This is a genomic window from Ilumatobacter coccineus YM16-304 (genome assembly GCF_000348785.1).
GTDB classification, from domain to species: domain Bacteria; phylum Actinomycetota; class Acidimicrobiia; order Acidimicrobiales; family Ilumatobacteraceae; genus Ilumatobacter_A; species Ilumatobacter_A coccineus.
On the sequence record NC_020520.1, the window covers coordinates 848253 to 865612 of the forward strand.

Annotated in this window: 15 protein-coding genes; 10 read left to right on the plus strand and 5 right to left on the minus strand. The window is 66.5% G+C overall.

Features of this window, described 5'->3' with window-relative positions; genetic code table 11:
• Positions 1-5: 5 nt before the first annotated feature.
• The 8 genes from ppk1 (at position 6) to YM304_RS03895 (ending at position 10117) form a co-directional block, all read left to right on the plus strand.
• A complete protein-coding gene (gene ppk1 / locus YM304_RS03860) occupies positions 6-2279 on the plus strand; it encodes a polyphosphate kinase 1 (protein ID WP_015440330.1) in 2274 nt (757 codons plus the stop codon).
• A 211-nt stretch (positions 2280-2490) separates the two neighbouring features.
• Entirely contained in the window at positions 2491-4518 is a 2028-nt protein-coding gene (locus YM304_RS03865; RefSeq protein ID WP_015440331.1) for a substrate-binding domain-containing protein, read from the plus strand.
• A 126-nt stretch (positions 4519-4644) separates the two neighbouring features.
• On the plus strand, positions 4645-5574 hold the full coding sequence (gene pstC, locus YM304_RS03870) for a phosphate ABC transporter permease subunit PstC (RefSeq protein ID WP_015440332.1): 930 nt from the start codon (positions 4645-4647) through the stop codon (positions 5572-5574).
• A 3-nt stretch (positions 5575-5577) separates the two neighbouring features.
• Complete coding sequence (pstA, locus tag YM304_RS03875) at positions 5578-6546, plus strand: phosphate ABC transporter permease PstA (protein WP_015440333.1); 969 nt, start codon at positions 5578-5580, stop codon at positions 6544-6546.
• A gap of 68 nt (positions 6547-6614) precedes the next feature.
• On the plus strand, positions 6615-7490 hold the full coding sequence (pstB, locus tag YM304_RS03880; protein WP_015440334.1) for a phosphate ABC transporter ATP-binding protein PstB: 876 nt from the start codon (positions 6615-6617) through the stop codon (positions 7488-7490).
• Complete coding sequence (gene phoU / locus YM304_RS03885; protein WP_015440335.1) at positions 7490-8224, plus strand: phosphate signaling complex protein PhoU; 735 nt, start codon at positions 7490-7492, stop codon at positions 8222-8224. Before pstB ends, phoU begins: the two co-directional genes overlap by 1 nt.
• Before the next feature lie 5 nt (positions 8225-8229).
• Positions 8230-9429: a sensor histidine kinase gene (locus tag YM304_RS03890; RefSeq protein WP_015440336.1), complete on the plus strand. Its 1200-nt coding sequence runs from the start codon at positions 8230-8232 to the stop codon at positions 9427-9429.
• Positions 9422-10117: a response regulator transcription factor gene (locus tag YM304_RS03895; RefSeq protein ID WP_015440337.1), complete on the plus strand. Its 696-nt coding sequence runs from the start codon at positions 9422-9424 to the stop codon at positions 10115-10117. Before YM304_RS03890 ends, YM304_RS03895 begins: the two co-directional genes overlap by 8 nt.
• A gap of 36 nt (positions 10118-10153) precedes the next feature.
• Here the strand turns inward: YM304_RS03895 and YM304_RS03900 are convergent, their stop codons facing one another.
• The 3 genes from YM304_RS03900 to YM304_RS03910 all read right to left on the minus strand — a co-directional run bounded on the left by YM304_RS03900 (position 10154) and on the right by YM304_RS03910 (position 13177).
• The gene (locus YM304_RS03900; protein WP_015440338.1) at positions 10154-10825 is read right to left on the minus strand and encodes a PhoU domain-containing protein; all 672 of its coding nucleotides are present in this window, start codon (positions 10823-10825) and stop codon (positions 10154-10156) included.
• Positions 10826-10846: 21 nt separating this feature from the next.
• Positions 10847-11989: a Na/Pi symporter gene (locus YM304_RS03905; RefSeq protein ID WP_015440339.1), complete on the minus strand. Its 1143-nt coding sequence runs from the start codon at positions 11987-11989 to the stop codon at positions 10847-10849.
• Between the two features lie 81 nt (positions 11990-12070).
• On the minus strand, positions 12071-13177 hold the full coding sequence (locus YM304_RS03910) for a pyridoxal-phosphate-dependent aminotransferase family protein (protein ID WP_015440340.1): 1107 nt from the start codon (positions 13175-13177) through the stop codon (positions 12071-12073).
• A gap of 109 nt (positions 13178-13286) precedes the next feature.
• Here YM304_RS03910 and YM304_RS03915 point away from each other — a divergent pair, with 109 nt between their 5' ends.
• Positions 13287-14594 (plus strand): MFS transporter, encoded by a 1308-nt coding sequence (locus YM304_RS03915; RefSeq protein WP_041297984.1) that lies wholly within the window; start codon positions 13287-13289, stop codon positions 14592-14594.
• 8 nt (positions 14595-14602) lie between these two features.
• Here YM304_RS03915 and YM304_RS03920 read toward each other — a convergent pair whose 3' ends face one another.
• Entirely contained in the window at positions 14603-15820 is a 1218-nt protein-coding gene (locus tag YM304_RS03920; protein ID WP_015440342.1) for a zinc-dependent metalloprotease, read from the minus strand.
• Between the two features lie 88 nt (positions 15821-15908).
• On the opposite strand from YM304_RS03920, the gene YM304_RS03925 reads away from it, so the two are divergent.
• Positions 15909-16334, plus strand: a complete 426-nt coding sequence (locus YM304_RS03925) for a DUF6941 family protein (protein WP_015440343.1) — start codon at positions 15909-15911, stop codon at positions 16332-16334.
• Positions 16335-16352: 18 nt separating this feature from the next.
• On the opposite strand, the gene panB is transcribed toward YM304_RS03925, so the two are convergent.
• Positions 16353-17207 carry a 3-methyl-2-oxobutanoate hydroxymethyltransferase gene (gene panB, locus YM304_RS03930; RefSeq protein ID WP_015440344.1) on the minus strand — a complete coding sequence of 285 codons (855 nt, stop codon included), beginning with the start codon at positions 17205-17207 and terminating at the stop codon, positions 16353-16355.
• Between the last annotated feature and the right edge of the window lie 153 nt (positions 17208-17360).

Consider the following 17360-nt stretch of genomic DNA (forward strand, 5'->3'; position numbering starts at 1 on the left):
GGCCTGTGGACGGAGATCGGGTGTCGTGGCCGGCTCCCGACGACGCTGACGACGAACTCGTCGAAGTGTTGCCGCATCAGCACGAACTGCTCGCCGACGCTCCGCCCGAACCGGTGATCGACGACCCTCCGTCTCCCGACCTGCCGCTGCCGCGGCCGATCGACGGCACCGACGACGGCATCGATCAGCGGTTCTTGAACCGCGAGCTGTCGTGGTTGCAGTTCAACGATCGCGTGCTCTCGCTCGCGTCCGAGCCCGGAATCCCGCTCCTCGAACGTGCGAAGTTCGTCGCCATCGCATCGACGAACCTCGACGAGTTCTTCCAGGTGCGCGTCGCCGCACTCAAAGACACGATCGCCGCTGGTCTCGACCGGCCGACCCCCGACGGGCGCACACCGGCGAAACAGTTGGCCGACATCGGTGCCTCGATGCCGGAGTTCATCGAGCGTCTCGACACGGCGTTCGTCGATCATCTCGTCCCCGAACTCGCGGAGGCCGGCGTCGAACTCGTCGACTACGACGACCTGACGCCCGACGAGATCACCGCGCTCGACTCGTGGTTCGACGAGCGCGTCTTCCCCGTGCTCACCCCGCTCGCCGTCGACCCCGGCCATCCGTTCCCGTACATCTCCGACCTCGCACTCTCGCTGGCGGTCAACGTCGCCGACCCCGAGACCGGTGATCGGCGCTTCGCCCGGCTCAAGGTGCCCAACGTCTTCCCGCGACTGGTCGAGGTCGCCGTCGGCCGGTTCCTGCCCGTCGAGCAACTCATCGCCGCCAAACTCGACCTGCTGTTCGTCGGGATGATCGTCGAAGAGTGGGCGCCGTTCCGGGTGAGCCGCAACGCCGACCTCACCGTCGAGGACGAAGAAGCCGAAGACCTGCTCGAAGCCGTCGAGATGGAGCTGCGCCGTCGCCGCTTCAACCGGGCGGTGCGCCTCGAGGTCAGCCACGACATCGGCGCCGAGATCCTCGAGCTACTGGTTCGCGAACTCGATCTCACCCACGACGATGTCACCTATCACCGCTCGCCGCTCGACCTGAGCTGCCTGTGGGAACTGATGTCGATCGACCGGCCCGATCTCAAAGACGATCTCTGGGCGCCGATCACCGCGGGTCGACTCGCCGCAGCCGAAGAATCCGACAAGCCGATCGTCGACGTGATCCGCCATCGCTCGATGCTCGTCCACCATCCGTACGAGAGCTTCTCGAGCAGCGTCGAGGAGTTCATCTCGCAGGCGGCCAAGGACCCCAAGGTGCAGTCGATCAAGATGACGCTGTACCGGGCCGGCGGCGACAGCGCCGTCATCCGCAGCCTCATCCGTGCCGCCGAGACCGGCAAGCAGGTGGCGGTGCTCGTCGAACTCAAGGCGCGCTTCGACGAGGCGACCAACGTCCAGTGGGCCAAGCAACTCGAACGTGCCGGCGTGCACGTCGTGTACGGCATGGTCGGCCTCAAGACGCACTCCAAGGTCGTGCTGGTGGTCCGCGACGACGGTGACCGTCTTCGCCGCTACTGCCACATCGGCACCGGCAACTACAACGCCAAGACCGCCAAGATCTACGAGGATCTCGGCCTGTTCACGTGCGACGACGACGTCGGCGCCGACGCGCTCCAGCTGTTCAACCACCTCACCGGGTACAGCCGTGCCATCGAATACCGCACGCTGCTGGTCGCACCGCGCGACCTACGACGCCAACTGACCGATCTCATCGAGCACGAGTCGTCGTTCGGCACCGATGGCCACATCACGATCAAGTGCAACTCGATCGCCGATCCCGAAATGGTCGAAGCGCTGTACAAGGCGAGTCAGGCGGGGGTCACGATCGATCTGATCGTGCGCGGCATCTGCTGTCTGCGGCCCGGCGTTCCCGGCATGTCGGAGAACATCCGAGTCCGCAGCGTGCTCGGTCGCTACCTCGAACACAGCCGAATCTTCCGCTTCGCACACGGCAACCGTGTCGGACCCGACTCGTCGGAACGGATCGACGACGCCACGTCCGATGCGCTGTACCTCATCGGGTCGGCCGACCTCATGCCGCGCAACCTCAACCGTCGCGTCGAAGTCCTCGTGCCGATCGAGCATCCTCGCCATGTCGCCTGGCTCGACCAGGCCATCGAGTTCGCGCTCGCCGACGACGTGGTCGCCTGGGAGCAGCAACCCGACGACACGTGGCTGCGCCTCGGGCCGGTCGACGAGTTCGACCCGCACCCGCAGCGCCGGATGTACGAGTGGGCGGTCGAACAGCAGACCGCCGGCCGTCGCGCCAGCGAATAGACGCAGTTCGTCCGTCGTCGGCCGCCGATCGGCCGGCCAACAGCGCCGCACGCCCTTGTTGGTTCGCGCGTTGGGCGTTGTTCACCTTCCGTTCACCCGACGGAGGGTTCGGTTCACCTTGGCTTCCTAGCTTCGCTCTCAACGTCGACGGGCCGCTGGCTGGTCGATGCCACGTGAACCATTTCCCCCAACGAACGAGGAGTTCGACAGCGTGATCAACAAACGCCGTATTTTTGCGGGTGCGCTTGCACTCGGATTGACCGCGGCCGCCTGTGGCGGCAGCGACGAGCCCGAGGCGGAATCCCCCGCCGAGAGCAGTGAAGAGACCCCCGCCGAGAGCGGCGAGGAGAGCCCTGCCGAGGAGGCTGCCGGCGAACTCTCGGGTGACATCAACATCTCGGGTTCCTCGACGGTCGAGCCGGTGTCGGTTCGTGTGCAGGAACTGTTCAACGACATCGAGCCGAACGTGAACATCACGGTCGACGGTCCGGGTACCGGTGACGGTTTCCAGTTGTTCTGTGAAGGCGAGACCGACATCTCGGACGCCTCACGTGCGATCAAGGACGAAGAAGCTGCGGCCTGCGCCGAAGCCGGCATCGAGTTCACCGAGATCCAGGTCGGTATCGATGGTCTGTCGGTGTTGACGTCGGCGAACAACACCGCCGTCGAGTGCCTCAGCTACGAGCAGATCTACGGCCTCGTCGGTCCCGAGTCGTCGGGCTTCGGCAACTGGAGCGACGCCAACGCGCTCATCACCGAACTGGGTGGCGAGGGCAACCTCCCCGATGCCGAGCTCGAGATCTACGGTCCGGGTGAAGAGTCGGGCACGTTCGACAGCTTCATCGAGATCGTCCTCGAAGATCTCGCCGACGAGCGTGGCCAGGAAGCGATCACCCGTCCCGACTACAACCCGTCGGCTGACGACAACGTCATCCTGTCGGGTGTCGAAAGTTCCGACACGAGCTTCGGCTGGGTCGGCTACGCCTTCGCCGAGAACGCCGAGAACGTCACGCTGCTCGACGTCGACGGTGGCGACGGTTGCGTGACCCCGACGGCCGAGACGATTGCGTCGGGTGAGTACCCGATCAGCCGTCCGCTGTTCATCTACGTGAACAACGCCAAGGCTGCCGAGTCGCCCGCACTGCAGGCGTTCGTCGACTTCTACGTCGCCGACGGTCTCGACACCGCGGTCGCCGAAGTCGGCTACGTCGAACTCGCCGACGACGCCAAGGCTGCGGTTCGCGCCGCCTGGAGCGGTGACGCTCCGGCCGCCACGGAAGAAGAGCCCATGGAAGAAGACGCCATGGAAGAAGAGCCCATGGAAGAAGAGGCCGCAGCCGACCTGAGCGGCCTGTCGGGCGAGATCACGATCTCGGGTTCCTCGACGGTCGAGCCGGTGTCGGTTCGTGTGCAGGAACTGTTCAATGACCAGGCTCCCGACGTGAACATCACGGTCGATGGTCCGGGTACCGGTGACGGTTTCCAGTTGTTCTGTGAAGGTGAGACCGACATCTCGGACGCCTCGCGTGCCATCAAGGACGAGGAAGCTGCGGCCTGCGCCGAAGCCGGCATCGAGTTCACCGAGATCCAGGTCGGTATCGATGGTCTGTCGGTGTTGACCTCGGCGAACAACACCGCCGTCGAGTGCCTGAGCTACGAGCAGATCTACGGCCTCGTCGGCCCGGAATCGACCGGCTTCGGCAACTGGAGCGACGCGAACGCGCTGGTGACCGAGCTGGGTGGCGAGGGCAACCTCCCCGATGCCGAGCTCGAGATCTACGGTCCGGGTGAAGAGTCGGGCACGTTCGACAGCTTCATCGAGATCGTCCTCGAAGACCTCGCCGACGAGCGTGGCCAGGAAGCGATCACTCGTCCCGACTACAACCCGTCGGCTGACGACAACGTCATCCTGTCGGGTGTCGAAGGTTCCGACACGAGCTTCGGCTGGGTCGGTTTCGCCTTCGCCGAGAACGCCGAGAACGTCACGTTGCTCGACGTCGACGGTGGCGACGGTTGCGTGACCCCGACGGCCGAGACGATTGCGTCGGGTGAGTACCCGATCAGCCGTCCGCTGTTCATCTACGTGAACAACGCCAAGGCTGCCGAGTCCGAAGCCCTGCAGGCGTTCGTCGACTTCTACCTCGCCGACGGTCTCGACCAGGCCGTGGCCGAAGTCGGATACGTCGAACTGAGCGACTCGGCCAAGGCCGAAGTCCGCAGCGGTGCGGAAGCCATCTGAATCAACCCCACCACGAGTCTCGACTCGTGAACAACCGAGGGGTGGCGCCCGCCCGAACTTTCGGGCGGGGCCACCCTTCGTTCGTCCCCTTTGTCATACCCTGATGGCCGATTCGGAGGTCACCACGTGAGTTCGCCAGTACCCATCACCATCGAGCAGCTCGAAACCCCAGGGCGTCGCCACGCTCGCGAGATCATCATCAAGGGCGCCGCGTTCCTCGCCGCGCTCGTGTCGGTGCTCATCTCGGTGCTGATCGTCTTCTCCCTGTTCCGCGAAGCATGGACGTTCATGTCGCAGATCGAGTGGGCGAAGACGTGGGGCGAGATCGGCTGGTTCCCTCGGCGTGGCATCTACGACGTCCCGACGCTGCTCGTCTCGTCGCTGATCGTCACCGCTGTCGCCATGATCGTCGCCATGCCGATCGGCCTCGGTGCTGCCATCTACCTCTCCGAGTACGCCAAGCCGAAGGTGCGCAAGATCCTCAAGCCGACGCTCGAGATCCTCGCCGGCATCCCGTCGGTCGTCCTCGGCTTCTTCGCACTCACGTTCCTCGCCCCCAACGTCGTCGCCCGCATCGGCGGTGACGCCGGCGGTTCGCTGATGGCGGCAGGCATGGGCGTGGGCATCCTCTCGATCCCACTGGTCGCATCGATCTCCGAAGACGCCATGCGGTCGGTGCCACGAGAGCTTCGGGAAGCCTCCGCGGGGCTCGGTGCCCGCAAGGTCACCACCACGACACGAGTCGTGCTGCCCGCTGCCGTCTCCGGCCTCGTCGCCGCCTTCATCGTGGCGGTGAGCCGAGCGATCGGCGAGACGATGGTCGTCTTCCTCGCCGGCGGCGCGACCGATGCCGCCATCTTCAACTCCAGCCCCTTCGACGGCGGCCTCACCATGACCGCCGCGATGGCGTCGCTCGCCAGCGGCACCGACAGCGTCGTCGGTGAAGGCCTCACCTTCCAGAGTCTCTACTTCGTCGGACTCATGCTGTTCCTGATCACCCTCGTCCTCAACATCATCGGCAACAGCTTCGTTGCCCGTGTGCGAGAGAAGTACTGAGCCATGGCTTTCACGCAACCACTCGTCAGCGCCAACGACCGCCAGCGGATCGAGGCGAACGTCACCGGATCGCGGGTCGACGTCGCCGGCGCCGCCTTCAAGGGCCTCCTGATGCTGGCGCTCGCCTTCTCGCTCGCAGTGATCGGCCTGCTGATCGCCACCGTCGTCGTCGACGGCTGGGACCAGATCGGCACCCGCCTCGGCGGCTTCCTGAACGGCACGCTGCGTTCGCTCTCCGATTCCGATCGACTCGGTGTGCACCAGGGCTTGTATGGCTCGCTGTGGATCGGCGTGTTCGTCGCTGTCCTGGCGTTTCCGATCGGCATCTCCGCAGCCATCTACCTGGAGGAGTACGCGAAGCAGACCCGCTTCAACAGCTTCCTCCAGCTCATCATCCGCAACCTCGCCGGCGTTCCGTCGGTGGTGTACGGCCTGCTGGGTCTGTACCTGTTCGTCAACGACGGCTGGATCAAAGACAACATCACCAACGGCCGATCGGTCATCTCCGCCGGGCTGACCCTCGCGATTCTCGTGTTGCCGATCGTGATCATCACCGCCCAGGAGGCGTTCCGTTCGGTGCCCTCCGGTCTCAAGGAAGGTGCCTACGGTGTGGGCGCCACGCAGTGGGACATGATCCGCACGCAGATGCTGCCCTACGCCGCTCCCGGCATCCTGACCGGCACGCTGCTCTCGATGTCGCGCGCGATCGGCGAGGCCGCACCGCTCATCCTGATCGGCGCCATCTCCGGTGGGCTCACCGCAAACCCCGGCTTCACCGACCTGGGGGCCCTCGACGAGCGATTCACGGCCATGCCGATCCTCATCACGACCTGGACGCAGAACTCCGGCCGTGACGCCGGCTTCTCGACCGCAGCGGCTGCGGCCATCGTCGTGCTGCTCGTGTTCGTGTTGCTGCTGAACCTCGTTGCGATCATCCTCCGCAACCGCTTCGAGAACCGCAGAAGCTCATGACCGATGCCGACCACAGTAAGTTCGCCACCAATGACCCAGGTAGGACCATGGAGACCAGGATTCACAACATGACCGAAGCTGACCCGACCGAACTGGCCGATTCGGGGGCCGTCGCAACGAAACAAGGACCCTCGACCGCCGACGAGGCAGCCGCTCCGGCGACCGTCTTCGAAGCGCGTGGTCTCAACGTCTACTACGGCGACTTCCTCGCCGTGCGCGACGTCGACATCGACATCGTCGAGCACCAGATCACCTCGTTCATCGGCCCGTCGGGCTGTGGCAAGACCACCATCCTGCGGTGCTTCAACCGCATGAACGACCTGATCGACTCCGCACGCGTCGAAGGATCGCTCACCTATCACGGCGTCGACCTCTACGCCTCGCGAGTCGACGCAGTGGAGGTGCGCCGACGGATCGGCATGGTCTTCCAGAAGCCCAACCCGTTCCCCAAGAGCATCTACGACAACATCGCCTACGGTCCGCGCGTGGCCGGCAAGGTGAAGGGCAAGTCCGCCACCGACGACCTGGTCGAGCGCTCGCTGCGCCGTGCCGCACTGTGGGACGAGGTCAAGGATCGCCTCAGCGCCTCGGCGTTGGGCATGTCGGGTGGCCAGCAGCAGCGTCTCTGCATCGCCCGTGCCATCGCCGTCGAGCCCGACGTCTTGCTGATGGACGAGCCGTGCTCCGCGCTCGACCCGATCGCCACCGCCCGCATCGAAGACCTGATGCAGGAACTGAAAGACGAATACACGATCGTGATCGTGACGCACAACATGCAGCAGGCAGCGCGAACGAGCGACCGCACGGCGTTCTTCTCCGTCGAGGTCAACCCCGACTCCGATCAGCGCACCGGCCTGATGGTCGAGGTCAACCCGACCGAGAAGATCTTCTCGTCTCCCGACGACAAGCGGACCGAGCAGTACGTCACGGGGCGGTTCGGCTGATGACACAAGACCTTCGCACCGTCTTCCACGAACAACTGTCGGAGATCCGCACCGGCATCGCACGTCTGTCGGCCGGCGTCACCGAACTGGTGCCGCGCGCCACCGAGATCCTCCTCGACGGCGACCTCGAAGGTGCCGAGTACATGATCCTCGGCGACGACGAGTACGACGCCAAGTCGCTCGAGATGGAAGAGCGTTGCTTCAGCATCATCGCGCTGCAGGCGCCGGTCGCCAGCGACCTGCGCGAGCTGGTCTCGGCGATCAAGATCATCGCCGACGTCGAACGCTCCGCCGACCTCTGCGTCAACATCTGCAAAGCCGCACGTCGCATCTACAGCCACGACCTCGACGCGAGCCTGCGCGGCATCATCCAGAAGTGCGGGTCGCAGGCGGCACTGCTGTTCAAGGAGTGCACCGAGTCGTATCTCGCGTCAGACGGCGCCCGCGCCGCGGCGCTGCACGACATGGACGCGTACCTCGACGACCTGCACAAGCAGTTCATCCAGCTGATCTTCGAGAGCCACGCCGCAGGGCACATCGACCTGCAGGTGGCGGTGCAGTTGGCCGTGGTGGCGCGCTTCTACGAGCGAATCGGTGACCACGCCGTGAACATCGCCGAGCGCACCCGCTACATCGTCGACGGGTGGCTTCCCGACCATTCGCACTCCGAGAGCGGGTTCGGTGTCGCCGACGCCGACGCGCTGACGGATGAGGTCGAGCTGGACGAGACCTGAGCGACATGTTCGTCGTTGCGATCGTCGGGCTTCTCGCTGGCGTGTGCATCGGCATCGTCAGCCAACGACTCGCCGATGCTCGACGACGTCTCCCGCCCACACCCACACCGGATCCGGCCGACGACGAGCTCCCCGACGACCACCGACGAATGGTCGCTGCGGCGATCGAGGCAGCCGATCGACTCGACCTCGCCCTCGTGCTGCACCACCCGACCAGTGACACCACACTCCGAAATCGGGCCGCGACCGCCATGCTCGGCACGCACGTCGGCGTGATCGTCGACGAGCACGTCGACCGTGCCATCGCCGCCGCCTCGGCCGGCCAGTCGACCGACAAGCGGCTCGATCTGCACGGCCCACCTCGAGCGTCGCTCGAGCTCGTCGCCGAGCCGCTCGCCGATGGCTGGGTGCTGGTGACCGTCGACGACGTGTCGGATCGCACGCGGATCGACGCGATGCGCACCGACTTCGTGGCCAACATCTCGCACGAGCTGAAGACCCCGGTCGGCGCGATCGCGGTACTCGCCGAGATGCTCGAAGACGAGACCGATCCCGAGGTGGTCGCCCGGGTGGCGAGTCGCGTCGTCGCAGAGTCGCACCGAGCCGTCACCACGATCGACGACCTGCTCGAACTCTCGCGTATCGAGTCGACTCGCTTGGCTGACGACATCGTCGACCTGAGCGACATCGTCGACGGAGCGGTCGCACGCGGCCGCGGCGCCGACGGCGGCGAACGCGTCGAAGTGACCGCCTTCGGCGCGAAGGGCGACATCGTGCTGCGTGCAGATCGGCGCCAGCTCACCTCGGCGATCGGCAACCTCGTCGAGAACGCGGTGAAGTACAGCGACGACGACGGCGTCGTGCAGGTGCGTACCCGCGCCGACGATCGATGGGTCGAGGTGATGGTGAGCGACCAAGGCGTCGGCATCCCCACCCGCGACCTCGACCGGGTGTTCGAGCGTTTCTACCGCGTCGACCGGGCGCGCAGCCGAGAGACCGGCGGGACCGGACTCGGACTGTCGATCGTCCGGCACGTGGCATCCAACCATGGCGGAGAGTGCGTCGTGTCGTCGCAGGAAGGCGAAGGCTCGACGTTCGTGCTCCGCCTCCCGGCGTCACTCGTGGTCGATGCCGCCGACCTGACCGACACGAACGAGTCGACGGAGTCCACGTCGACCACACACCAGGAGATGACCGATGAGTGAAGCGACCATTCTTGTCGTCGAAGACGAGCCCGGGTTCGTCGAGGCGCTACAGATCGGGCTGTCACGCGAGGGCTTCGACGTCGCGGTCGCCGTCGACGGAGCCGAAGCGTTGTCGATGTTCGACGAGGTCGACCCCGACCTCGTGCTCCTCGACGTGATGCTGCCCAAACTGAGCGGCATCGAGGTCTGCCGTCAACTCCGCAAGAAGACGCAGGTGCCGATCATCATGGTCACGGCCAAGAGCGCCGAGATCGACACGGTGGTCGGGCTCGAGGTGGGTGCCGACGACTACGTCACGAAGCCGTATCGGATGCGCGAGCTCACCGCCCGGATCCGCGCGGTGTTGCGGCGTGCACCGTCGGGCGACGGCGTGGCGTTGATGACGCCCGACTCGCTCGCGGTCGACGGCGTGCAGCTCGACCCGAGCCAGCACCTGGTGGAGGTCGACGGCACCGAGATCACGTTGCCGCTCAAGGAGTTCGAGCTGCTCCACATCCTCCTGGCCAACGCCGGCCGGGTGCTCCCGCGTGACACGCTGATCGATCGCGTGTGGGGTCACGACTATGTCGGCGACACCAAGACGCTCGACGTCCACATCAAACGGTTGCGCGGCAAGATCGAGAACGACCCGGCCAACCCGGTTCGCATCGTCACGATCCGCGGCCTCGGCTACAAGTACGCACGCTGACCCCGGTCACCCGTTGCCGGTAGCGGCCGACTCGACTCAGTCGTCGGTGTCGGTCTCGCCGTCGTCGAGGTAGTCGACGGTGGGGAGCGGCTCGTTCGCCGTGCGGACGATGCCGAGGAGGTTGGCGACGATGCGCTTCAAGAATCGGTAGTAGATCGCCCGCGGCACCACCTCCCTGCCGGGTCGGTCGGAGTGGAGGTACTCCTCGATCTTGGCTTGATGCTTGTCGAGCAGCGCACCGCCGCGGCGCGAGATGTCGTCGAGGCGTGCATCGTCGGGGTCGGCGAGCAGTTCGGCCGCTTCGCCGAACAGCGTCGAGATGATGCCGCGCTCCGCGAGCATCTCGGCGGTGTCGGGCTCGTGGGCGAGATCCACCCCGCTCTGGGCGAGGTCGAGCACGTTCTTGGCCTGATCGCCGATCCGCTCGATCTTCTTGATCAGCAGGATCATGCCGAGCACCGATCCGATGTCGGTCGACCCCTGCACGGTCACATGGACGACGAGTTCGGAGCGGAGCTCCTGCTCGGTGTGGTTGATGCGCTGATCGGTCTCACGGATGTCGGCATCGACGGCGGCGACGTCGGTGTCGGTGAGCAGCGCGAGCGTCGCCAGGTCGAACGAGTGGCGTGCGTCGCCCAGCATGCCGACCGCCTTGGACACGACGTGCTCGAGGCCGCCGGAGCTCTTGGTGAAGAATGACAAGACCATGGTGTTCTGCTTTCTGTGGACCTAGCGGAGTACCGCGACGCCGATGAGCGGAAGAACGATGAACGCTCCCATGACATATCCAACCGCCAGAGCTCGCCGCTTGACAGCGATCTCGGCCAAGCCTTCGGCGAGCCGGATCGGCACGTCTCGCCACCACGGTGGAACGTACAGCACCGCGATGCCGATGATGTTGAAGGTGGTGTGAACGAGTCCGACGGTGAGCGCCTCGGGCCGGGAGGTGGCCAGCGCAGCCAAGAGCGCGGTGATCGTGGTGCCGACGTTCGCTCCGAGGGTGACCGGATACGCGTTGCGCAACGACAGCACACCGGCCGCCGAGAGCGGAATCAGAATCGACGTGGTGATGCTCGACGACTGCACCGCGATGGTGATGACGAGCCCGAGCAGCATCGCGACCGATCCACTGCCCTTGCCGAGCACCGAGTTGACCGACCGTTCGACGCGGTCGGCGACGAGTTGTCGCATGTTCTTCGTGATGAAGGTGAGCGCCGCGAGCACCACGACGAGGCCGGTGATGACCACGATCGTGCCGAGGGCGTTGCCCGACATGCCGGTCGCCTCCCAGGCATCGACGATCCATCCAACCGGTTCCTTCACCCACGCCTTGATCGGGCTCTTCCACTCGCTGCCGGCCGAGCCGACGAGTCGTTCGCTGATCCAGATGGCGATGTCGGAGATGAACCCGGTGATCATCTCGAACGGCAGCAGGATGCCCACGGCGAGCACGTTGAAGAAGTCGTGCACGGTCGCCGCGGCGAACGCACGCTTGAACTCACCGGAGTGTCGCACGTGACCGAGCGACACCAGGGTGTTGGTGACCGTCGTACCGATGTTGGCGCCCATGATCATCGGGACGGCGTCGTCGACCGAGATGTTGCCGGTGGCGACAAGACCCACGATCACCGACGTCGACGCCGACGACGACTGCACGAGCACCGTGCCGAGAATGCCGATGCACAAGGCGGCGATCGGGTTGCTGACACTGGAGAACAGACGCTCCTGGGTGTCTTCGCCCATGATCTTGATGCCGGTCTCGAGCGACGACACGCCGACGAGGAAGGTGTAGATCAGCCCGAGGACCAGCAGTGACCTGATGGGTGTCGGGATGGAGAACGTCGCAGGGGTCTCGGAGGAGTCGCCGGGCACGGGGCACGAATGTACCCGCCCGAGCGACACTCGGCGTTCAGACGGGCGATGCTCTCCGTTCAGACAGGCGATGCTCTGCGTTCACCCGAGGATGTCGGCGAGTGCACCGAGCAACGTGGTGACGTTGCGCTGACGGGCGGTGTGGCCCATGCTGCCGATGCGCCAGACCTTGCCGGCAACCGGTCCGAGGCCGCCGCCGATCTCGATGCCGTAGTCGCCGAGCAGCCGTGATCGCACCTCGGCCTCGGTCATCGAACCGAGGTGACCCTCGGGAATGACGATCGAGCTGAGCGGTGCGAGGCGATGCCCTTCGGCGGCGAAGAGTTCGAAGCCGAGGTCGACCATGCCCTGCTTGACGGCGTCGCCAACGGCCTGGTGCCGGGCGCGAACGGCGTCGAGCCCTTCGGCGAGGACGGCGCCGAGCCCGGCGTGCAGCGACATGATCATCGAGATCGGCGCGGTGTGGTGATAGGCGCGCGCTCCGCTGCCGGTGACGTAGGCGGCGATCATGTTGAGGTCGAGGTACCACGACTGCGGCGTCGGCTTGATCCGCTCGATCGCCCGGTCCGACACGGTGAGCGGAGCGAGACCGGGTGCGACACCGAGGCACTTCTGCGTTCCGCTGTACGCGATGTCGATGCCCCATCCGTCGACCTGGAGGTCGACACCGCCCAGCGACGTGACACAGTCGGCGAGCAACAGCGCATCACCCTTGCGGGCGCCCATCGCAGCAACGTCGCTCTCGACGCCCGTCGAGGTCTCGGCGTGCACCATGGCGAACATCGCCGGCGCCGGGTGGGCGGCGACCATCCGGTCGATGTCGACGGGCTGCCCCCACTCGTGCTCGACGGCGATGGCCTCCGCGCCGGTCCGCGACACGACGTCGACCATCCGGCCGCCGAAGACGCCGTTGACCGCGACGACCACGGTGTCGCCTGGGCCGACGAAGTTGACGATCGCCGCTTCCATGCCCGCCGAGCCCGTGCCCGACACCGGGAACGTGAGCGCGTTCGACGTGCCGAACACGGTGCGCAACCGCTCGTTGGTCTCGTCGAGGAGCGCGATGAACTCGGGGTCGAGGTGACCGAGCATCGGGCGCCCGAGCGCCTGCACGGCCTCGGGGTAGGGATTGCACGGGCCCGGGCCCATCAGGATTCGATCAGTCAGTACCAGCTCGGTCGACGCCATGCCGTCACCCTACGGCCCGCGTCGGCTGCCAGACCATCCGATCGACACGACCCAGGCGACGGTGTCGGGGCGGCGCGGTGTGGCGCAGTGCGGTGCGTAGAATTCGACCGTGAACACGACACGGGGGGCACCGTCGCAACCGCCGATGTCACCGTTCACCCGCCTCGCGGTCACCCACGCGTTGATGATGGCGGGCGATGCGGCGATGGTGGTCGCGCTCGCCGATTCGTTCTTCTTCAGCGTCGAACTCGATGCCGCTCGCACCCAGGTGCTGATGTTCCTCGCGATCAGTTTCGCGCCGTTCCTGTTCGTCGCGCCGCTGATCGGCCCGCTCATCGACCGGATCGCCGGTGGCCGCCGACTCGTGATCCAGACGGTGGCGATCGCCCGGCTCGTACTCCTGATCCTGATGGCGCAGTACATCGACGGCATCGTGCTGTTCCCGCTCGTGTTCGGATCGCTGGTGCTGCAGAAGACGTACGTGGTGTCGAAGTCGGCGCTCGTGCCGTCGACCGTTCGGTCCGAGACCGAACTGGTGGAGGCCAACTCCAAGCTGGGTCTGCTCTCCGGTATCACCGGCGCCGTGGCCGTGATCCCGGCCGGCATCCTGCTCAAGACGGTCGGGCCCGGCGGCGCGCTCGTCTACGGCGCCATCCTGTTCGGCCTGTCGTTCGCGTCCGCGACGAAACTGCCGAAGGAGGTCGTCGCCGACCACGCTGCCGGCGAGGAGGAGTCCGCTCAGTTGCACTCGAGCGGCCTGCAGGTCGCCTCGCTGGCGATGACGGTGTTGCGAGCCAACGTCGGCTTCACGTTCTTCCACCTCGCGTTCTGGCTGCGCTCGCAAGACAAGGGCACGCTGCTCTTCGGTGCGGCGGTCGGCGTGTCGGCGGTGGCCACGATGATCGGCAACGCGATCGCCCCACGGCTGCGGGCTCGGATGCAGGAGGAGACCATGCTGTCGGCGGCGCTCGTCGTGAGCGCGGCCGGAGGTATCGGTCTCGCTGCGCTCGGCGGCCCGGTCGCCGGTGTACTCGTGGCGGCGGTCGTCAACTTCGTCGCATCGATCGGTCGCCTCAGCTTCGAGAGCATCGTGCAACGCGACGCCCCCGGCGCCAACCAGGGTCGAGCATTCGCGTCGTTCGAGACTCGGTTCCAGTTCGCCTGGGCGGCTGCGGCGTTCGTGGCGGTGGCGATCAGGGTCCCCGGCGAGATCGGATTCCTCATCGTCGGTGTGGTCGCAGCCGCAACCCTCGTCAACCTGCGTGTCGGCACCAGCCGGTCACGTTCGGGTCCGAAGCGTCGGCGTCGGCGTCGCCCGTCGCAGGGTCGCGGTCGGTCACGGCGCGCTCGTCGCCCTCCGCCGCGTGCTCGAGGTCAGCGTCCTCCGGCCGACCGGCGGCCGCGGCCGAACTCCTGAGCCGTCGGCTATTCGGGGCTGACGCGAGCGAGCCAGAGGCCGGGAGCTTCGATCTCGCTCGGCGTCGGCATGGCTTCGGGGTCGGCGAAGAGCGGGGCCAGGCCGGTCTCGCCGGCGCGGTCGACCACGCCCTGCACGAACGCCTTGCCGCGAGCGGTCTGCTCGGCGCCGAGCCGGATACCCAGCAGGCGTTCGACGAACTTGTCGTCGGGTGACGACTCGGAGCGTCGACGGCGAACCGCTTCGGCGATCTGGAGCGCGTTGCCGCCGATGATGCGAACGGCCACGGCGTCGACCACCCAGTCGATGGCGCCGATGATCGTGGCCACCGCTGCGTCGAGCACGGGTTCCATCGCGAGCTGCTCGGGCGAACGCACCGCACCGAGCAACACCTCGGGATCGCCGAACGCCGACTGCATCGCGGCCATCGGGTCGGACTGGTCGATGTCGAGCGACGTGAGCTTGTCGGTGACGGCGGACGCATCGGGACGGAACGCGCCGACGTGCTCTCGAACGAGCGCTTGCAGGTGTTCGGCGATGTGCGGCACGGCGAACAACGCGAGCCCGGCGAGCTCGTGCGCCAGCACCCACAGCCGCATCTCGTCTTCGGAGATCTCCCACTCAGCGGCGAACGCGTCGATCGTCGGCGGAACCAGCACCAGCGCCGGGGTGGCCCGCGGGATCGGCAGGTCGTAGACGCCGAACGCTCGGCGAGCGAGGTTGCCGACCATCGAACCGACGGCCATGCCGAGCATCGCCGGCGCCATCATCTTCGACAGCCCGGCCATCATCTGGGCCATCGGGTCGGACGCCGCCTCGTCGGGCAGGTCGTCGCTCGGGCCGAGCGAGGTCGCCATGTCGGTGAACAGCGGACGATACGCCTCGAGCGTCTCGACGGCCCACTGCTCGGGGGTGGCGACCGAGGGCTCGACGTCGGGCACCTCGATGCCCATCACGTCGGCGACGTGGAGGCGAGCGATGTTGGCCAGTTCGGCGTACTTGATCCGAACCGTGGGGTCGATGTTGGGCGTGGCGGTCGGTTGTGCTCCGCCGAAGCCGACGAGTCCGGCAGCGTCGCCGCCCGTGGCCGACATGATGGCGAACTGACGCGCGGCGTCCCAGTTCAGCGGGCCTTGCCCGGCCAGCATCTTCGAGATGTCGCCGAACATCGGCATGCCCTCGAACGGGTTGAACGGGTTGACGTTCGAATCATCGTCGTCTGCCATGGGCCCACGCTACCGACAGGGTTGCGTTCGCCAGCCGCGCACTCGACGTCGACCGCGCACCTCGACGTCGGTCGGTACGATCGGCGAGGTGACCGCCCGGCTCAATGCGCTGATCCTCTGCGACTTCGCGCAGATCCGAGAGGGCCTGCTGTTCGTACAGTCGGGTGGGCTGACGCGTCTCGTCGCTCCCACCTTCCCGGCCCAGTTCGCCTGCCACGTGGCGGCGCTCGTCTACCTGCCGCCGCACGAAGCGAGCGAGGCGCACGGCATGGTGATCAAGGCCAAAGCGGCCGAGACCGCCACGCTCGTCGCCACCGTCAAGGTCTCGATGCACGAGACCCCGCCGCCGGCCGGGCTGCAACCTGGCGAGGGTCGGCAGGTTCCGATCGTGGTGCCGCTGTCGGTCATCAGCTTCCCGTCGCCGGGCGAATACGACCTGCACGTCGAGATCGACGACGAGTTCGCAGGCGAGATCAGCTTCCGGGTCGAACAGCGCCCGACACCGACCGCCTGACCGGGTCGGCGAGGAGGCTCAGGCGCCGTACTCGTGTTCGGGGCCGGGGTAGATCCCGGCTTCGACCTCTTCGCGGTACGAGAGCGCAGCCTGCTTGAGCGTGCCGGCGAGGTCGGCGTACTGCTTGACGAATCGCGGAATGCGGCCGGAGGTGAATCCGGCCCAGTCGGTCCAGACCATCAGTTGGCCGTCGCACTGCGGGCCGGCGCCGACGCTGATCGTCGGAATCGTGAGTTCGCGGGTGACTTGGCCGGCGACCTCCGACGGCACCATCTCGAGCACCACGGCGAACGCGCCGGCGTCTTCGACGGCGTGAGCGTCGGCGAGCAGCTGCTCGGCGCCGTCGTCGCCACGGCCTTGGATGATGTGTCCGCCGAGACCGTGCTCGCTCTGCGGTGTGAACCCGACGTGGCCCATGACCGGAATGCCGGCGCGGACGATGCGCTTGATCTGCTTCGAGCTGCGCACGCCTCCTTCGCACTTGACCGCATGGCACCCGGTTTCCTTCATGAACCGGATCGCGGTGCTCAACGCCTGGTCTGGTCCGTTCTCGTACGAGCCGAACGGCATGTCGGCGATGACGAGCGCCCGGTTGACGGCGCGGACCACGGCCGCGGTGAGCGGGATCAGCTCGTCGACGGTGACCGGAATGGTCGTGTCGTAGCCGAACACCGTGTTGCCGGCGGAGTCGCCGACGAGGAGGAAGTCGATACCGGCGTCGTCGAACACGCTCGCCGACAGGCACTCGTAGCTCGTGAGGCCGGTGATCTTGATGCCGTTCTCCTTCGCCTGCTGGAAGTGTCTGGTCCGGACGCGTTTGAGCGCCGGGTCGGCGTTGGTGTTCGATCCGTATGGGGCAATTTCATCGGCCACACACTCACCGTAGCGACAAGGTGGCGACGGTGGCTCATGCTGTGCCGCACGCCGGGCCACGCCGGTCGGAGGCGGCCGGTCGTGGCGGCAGAACAGCGCTGTTAGCCAGCTGTTACCGGCCCGTCGTTACCTTGCGCGGAGGGCGCCGGCAGA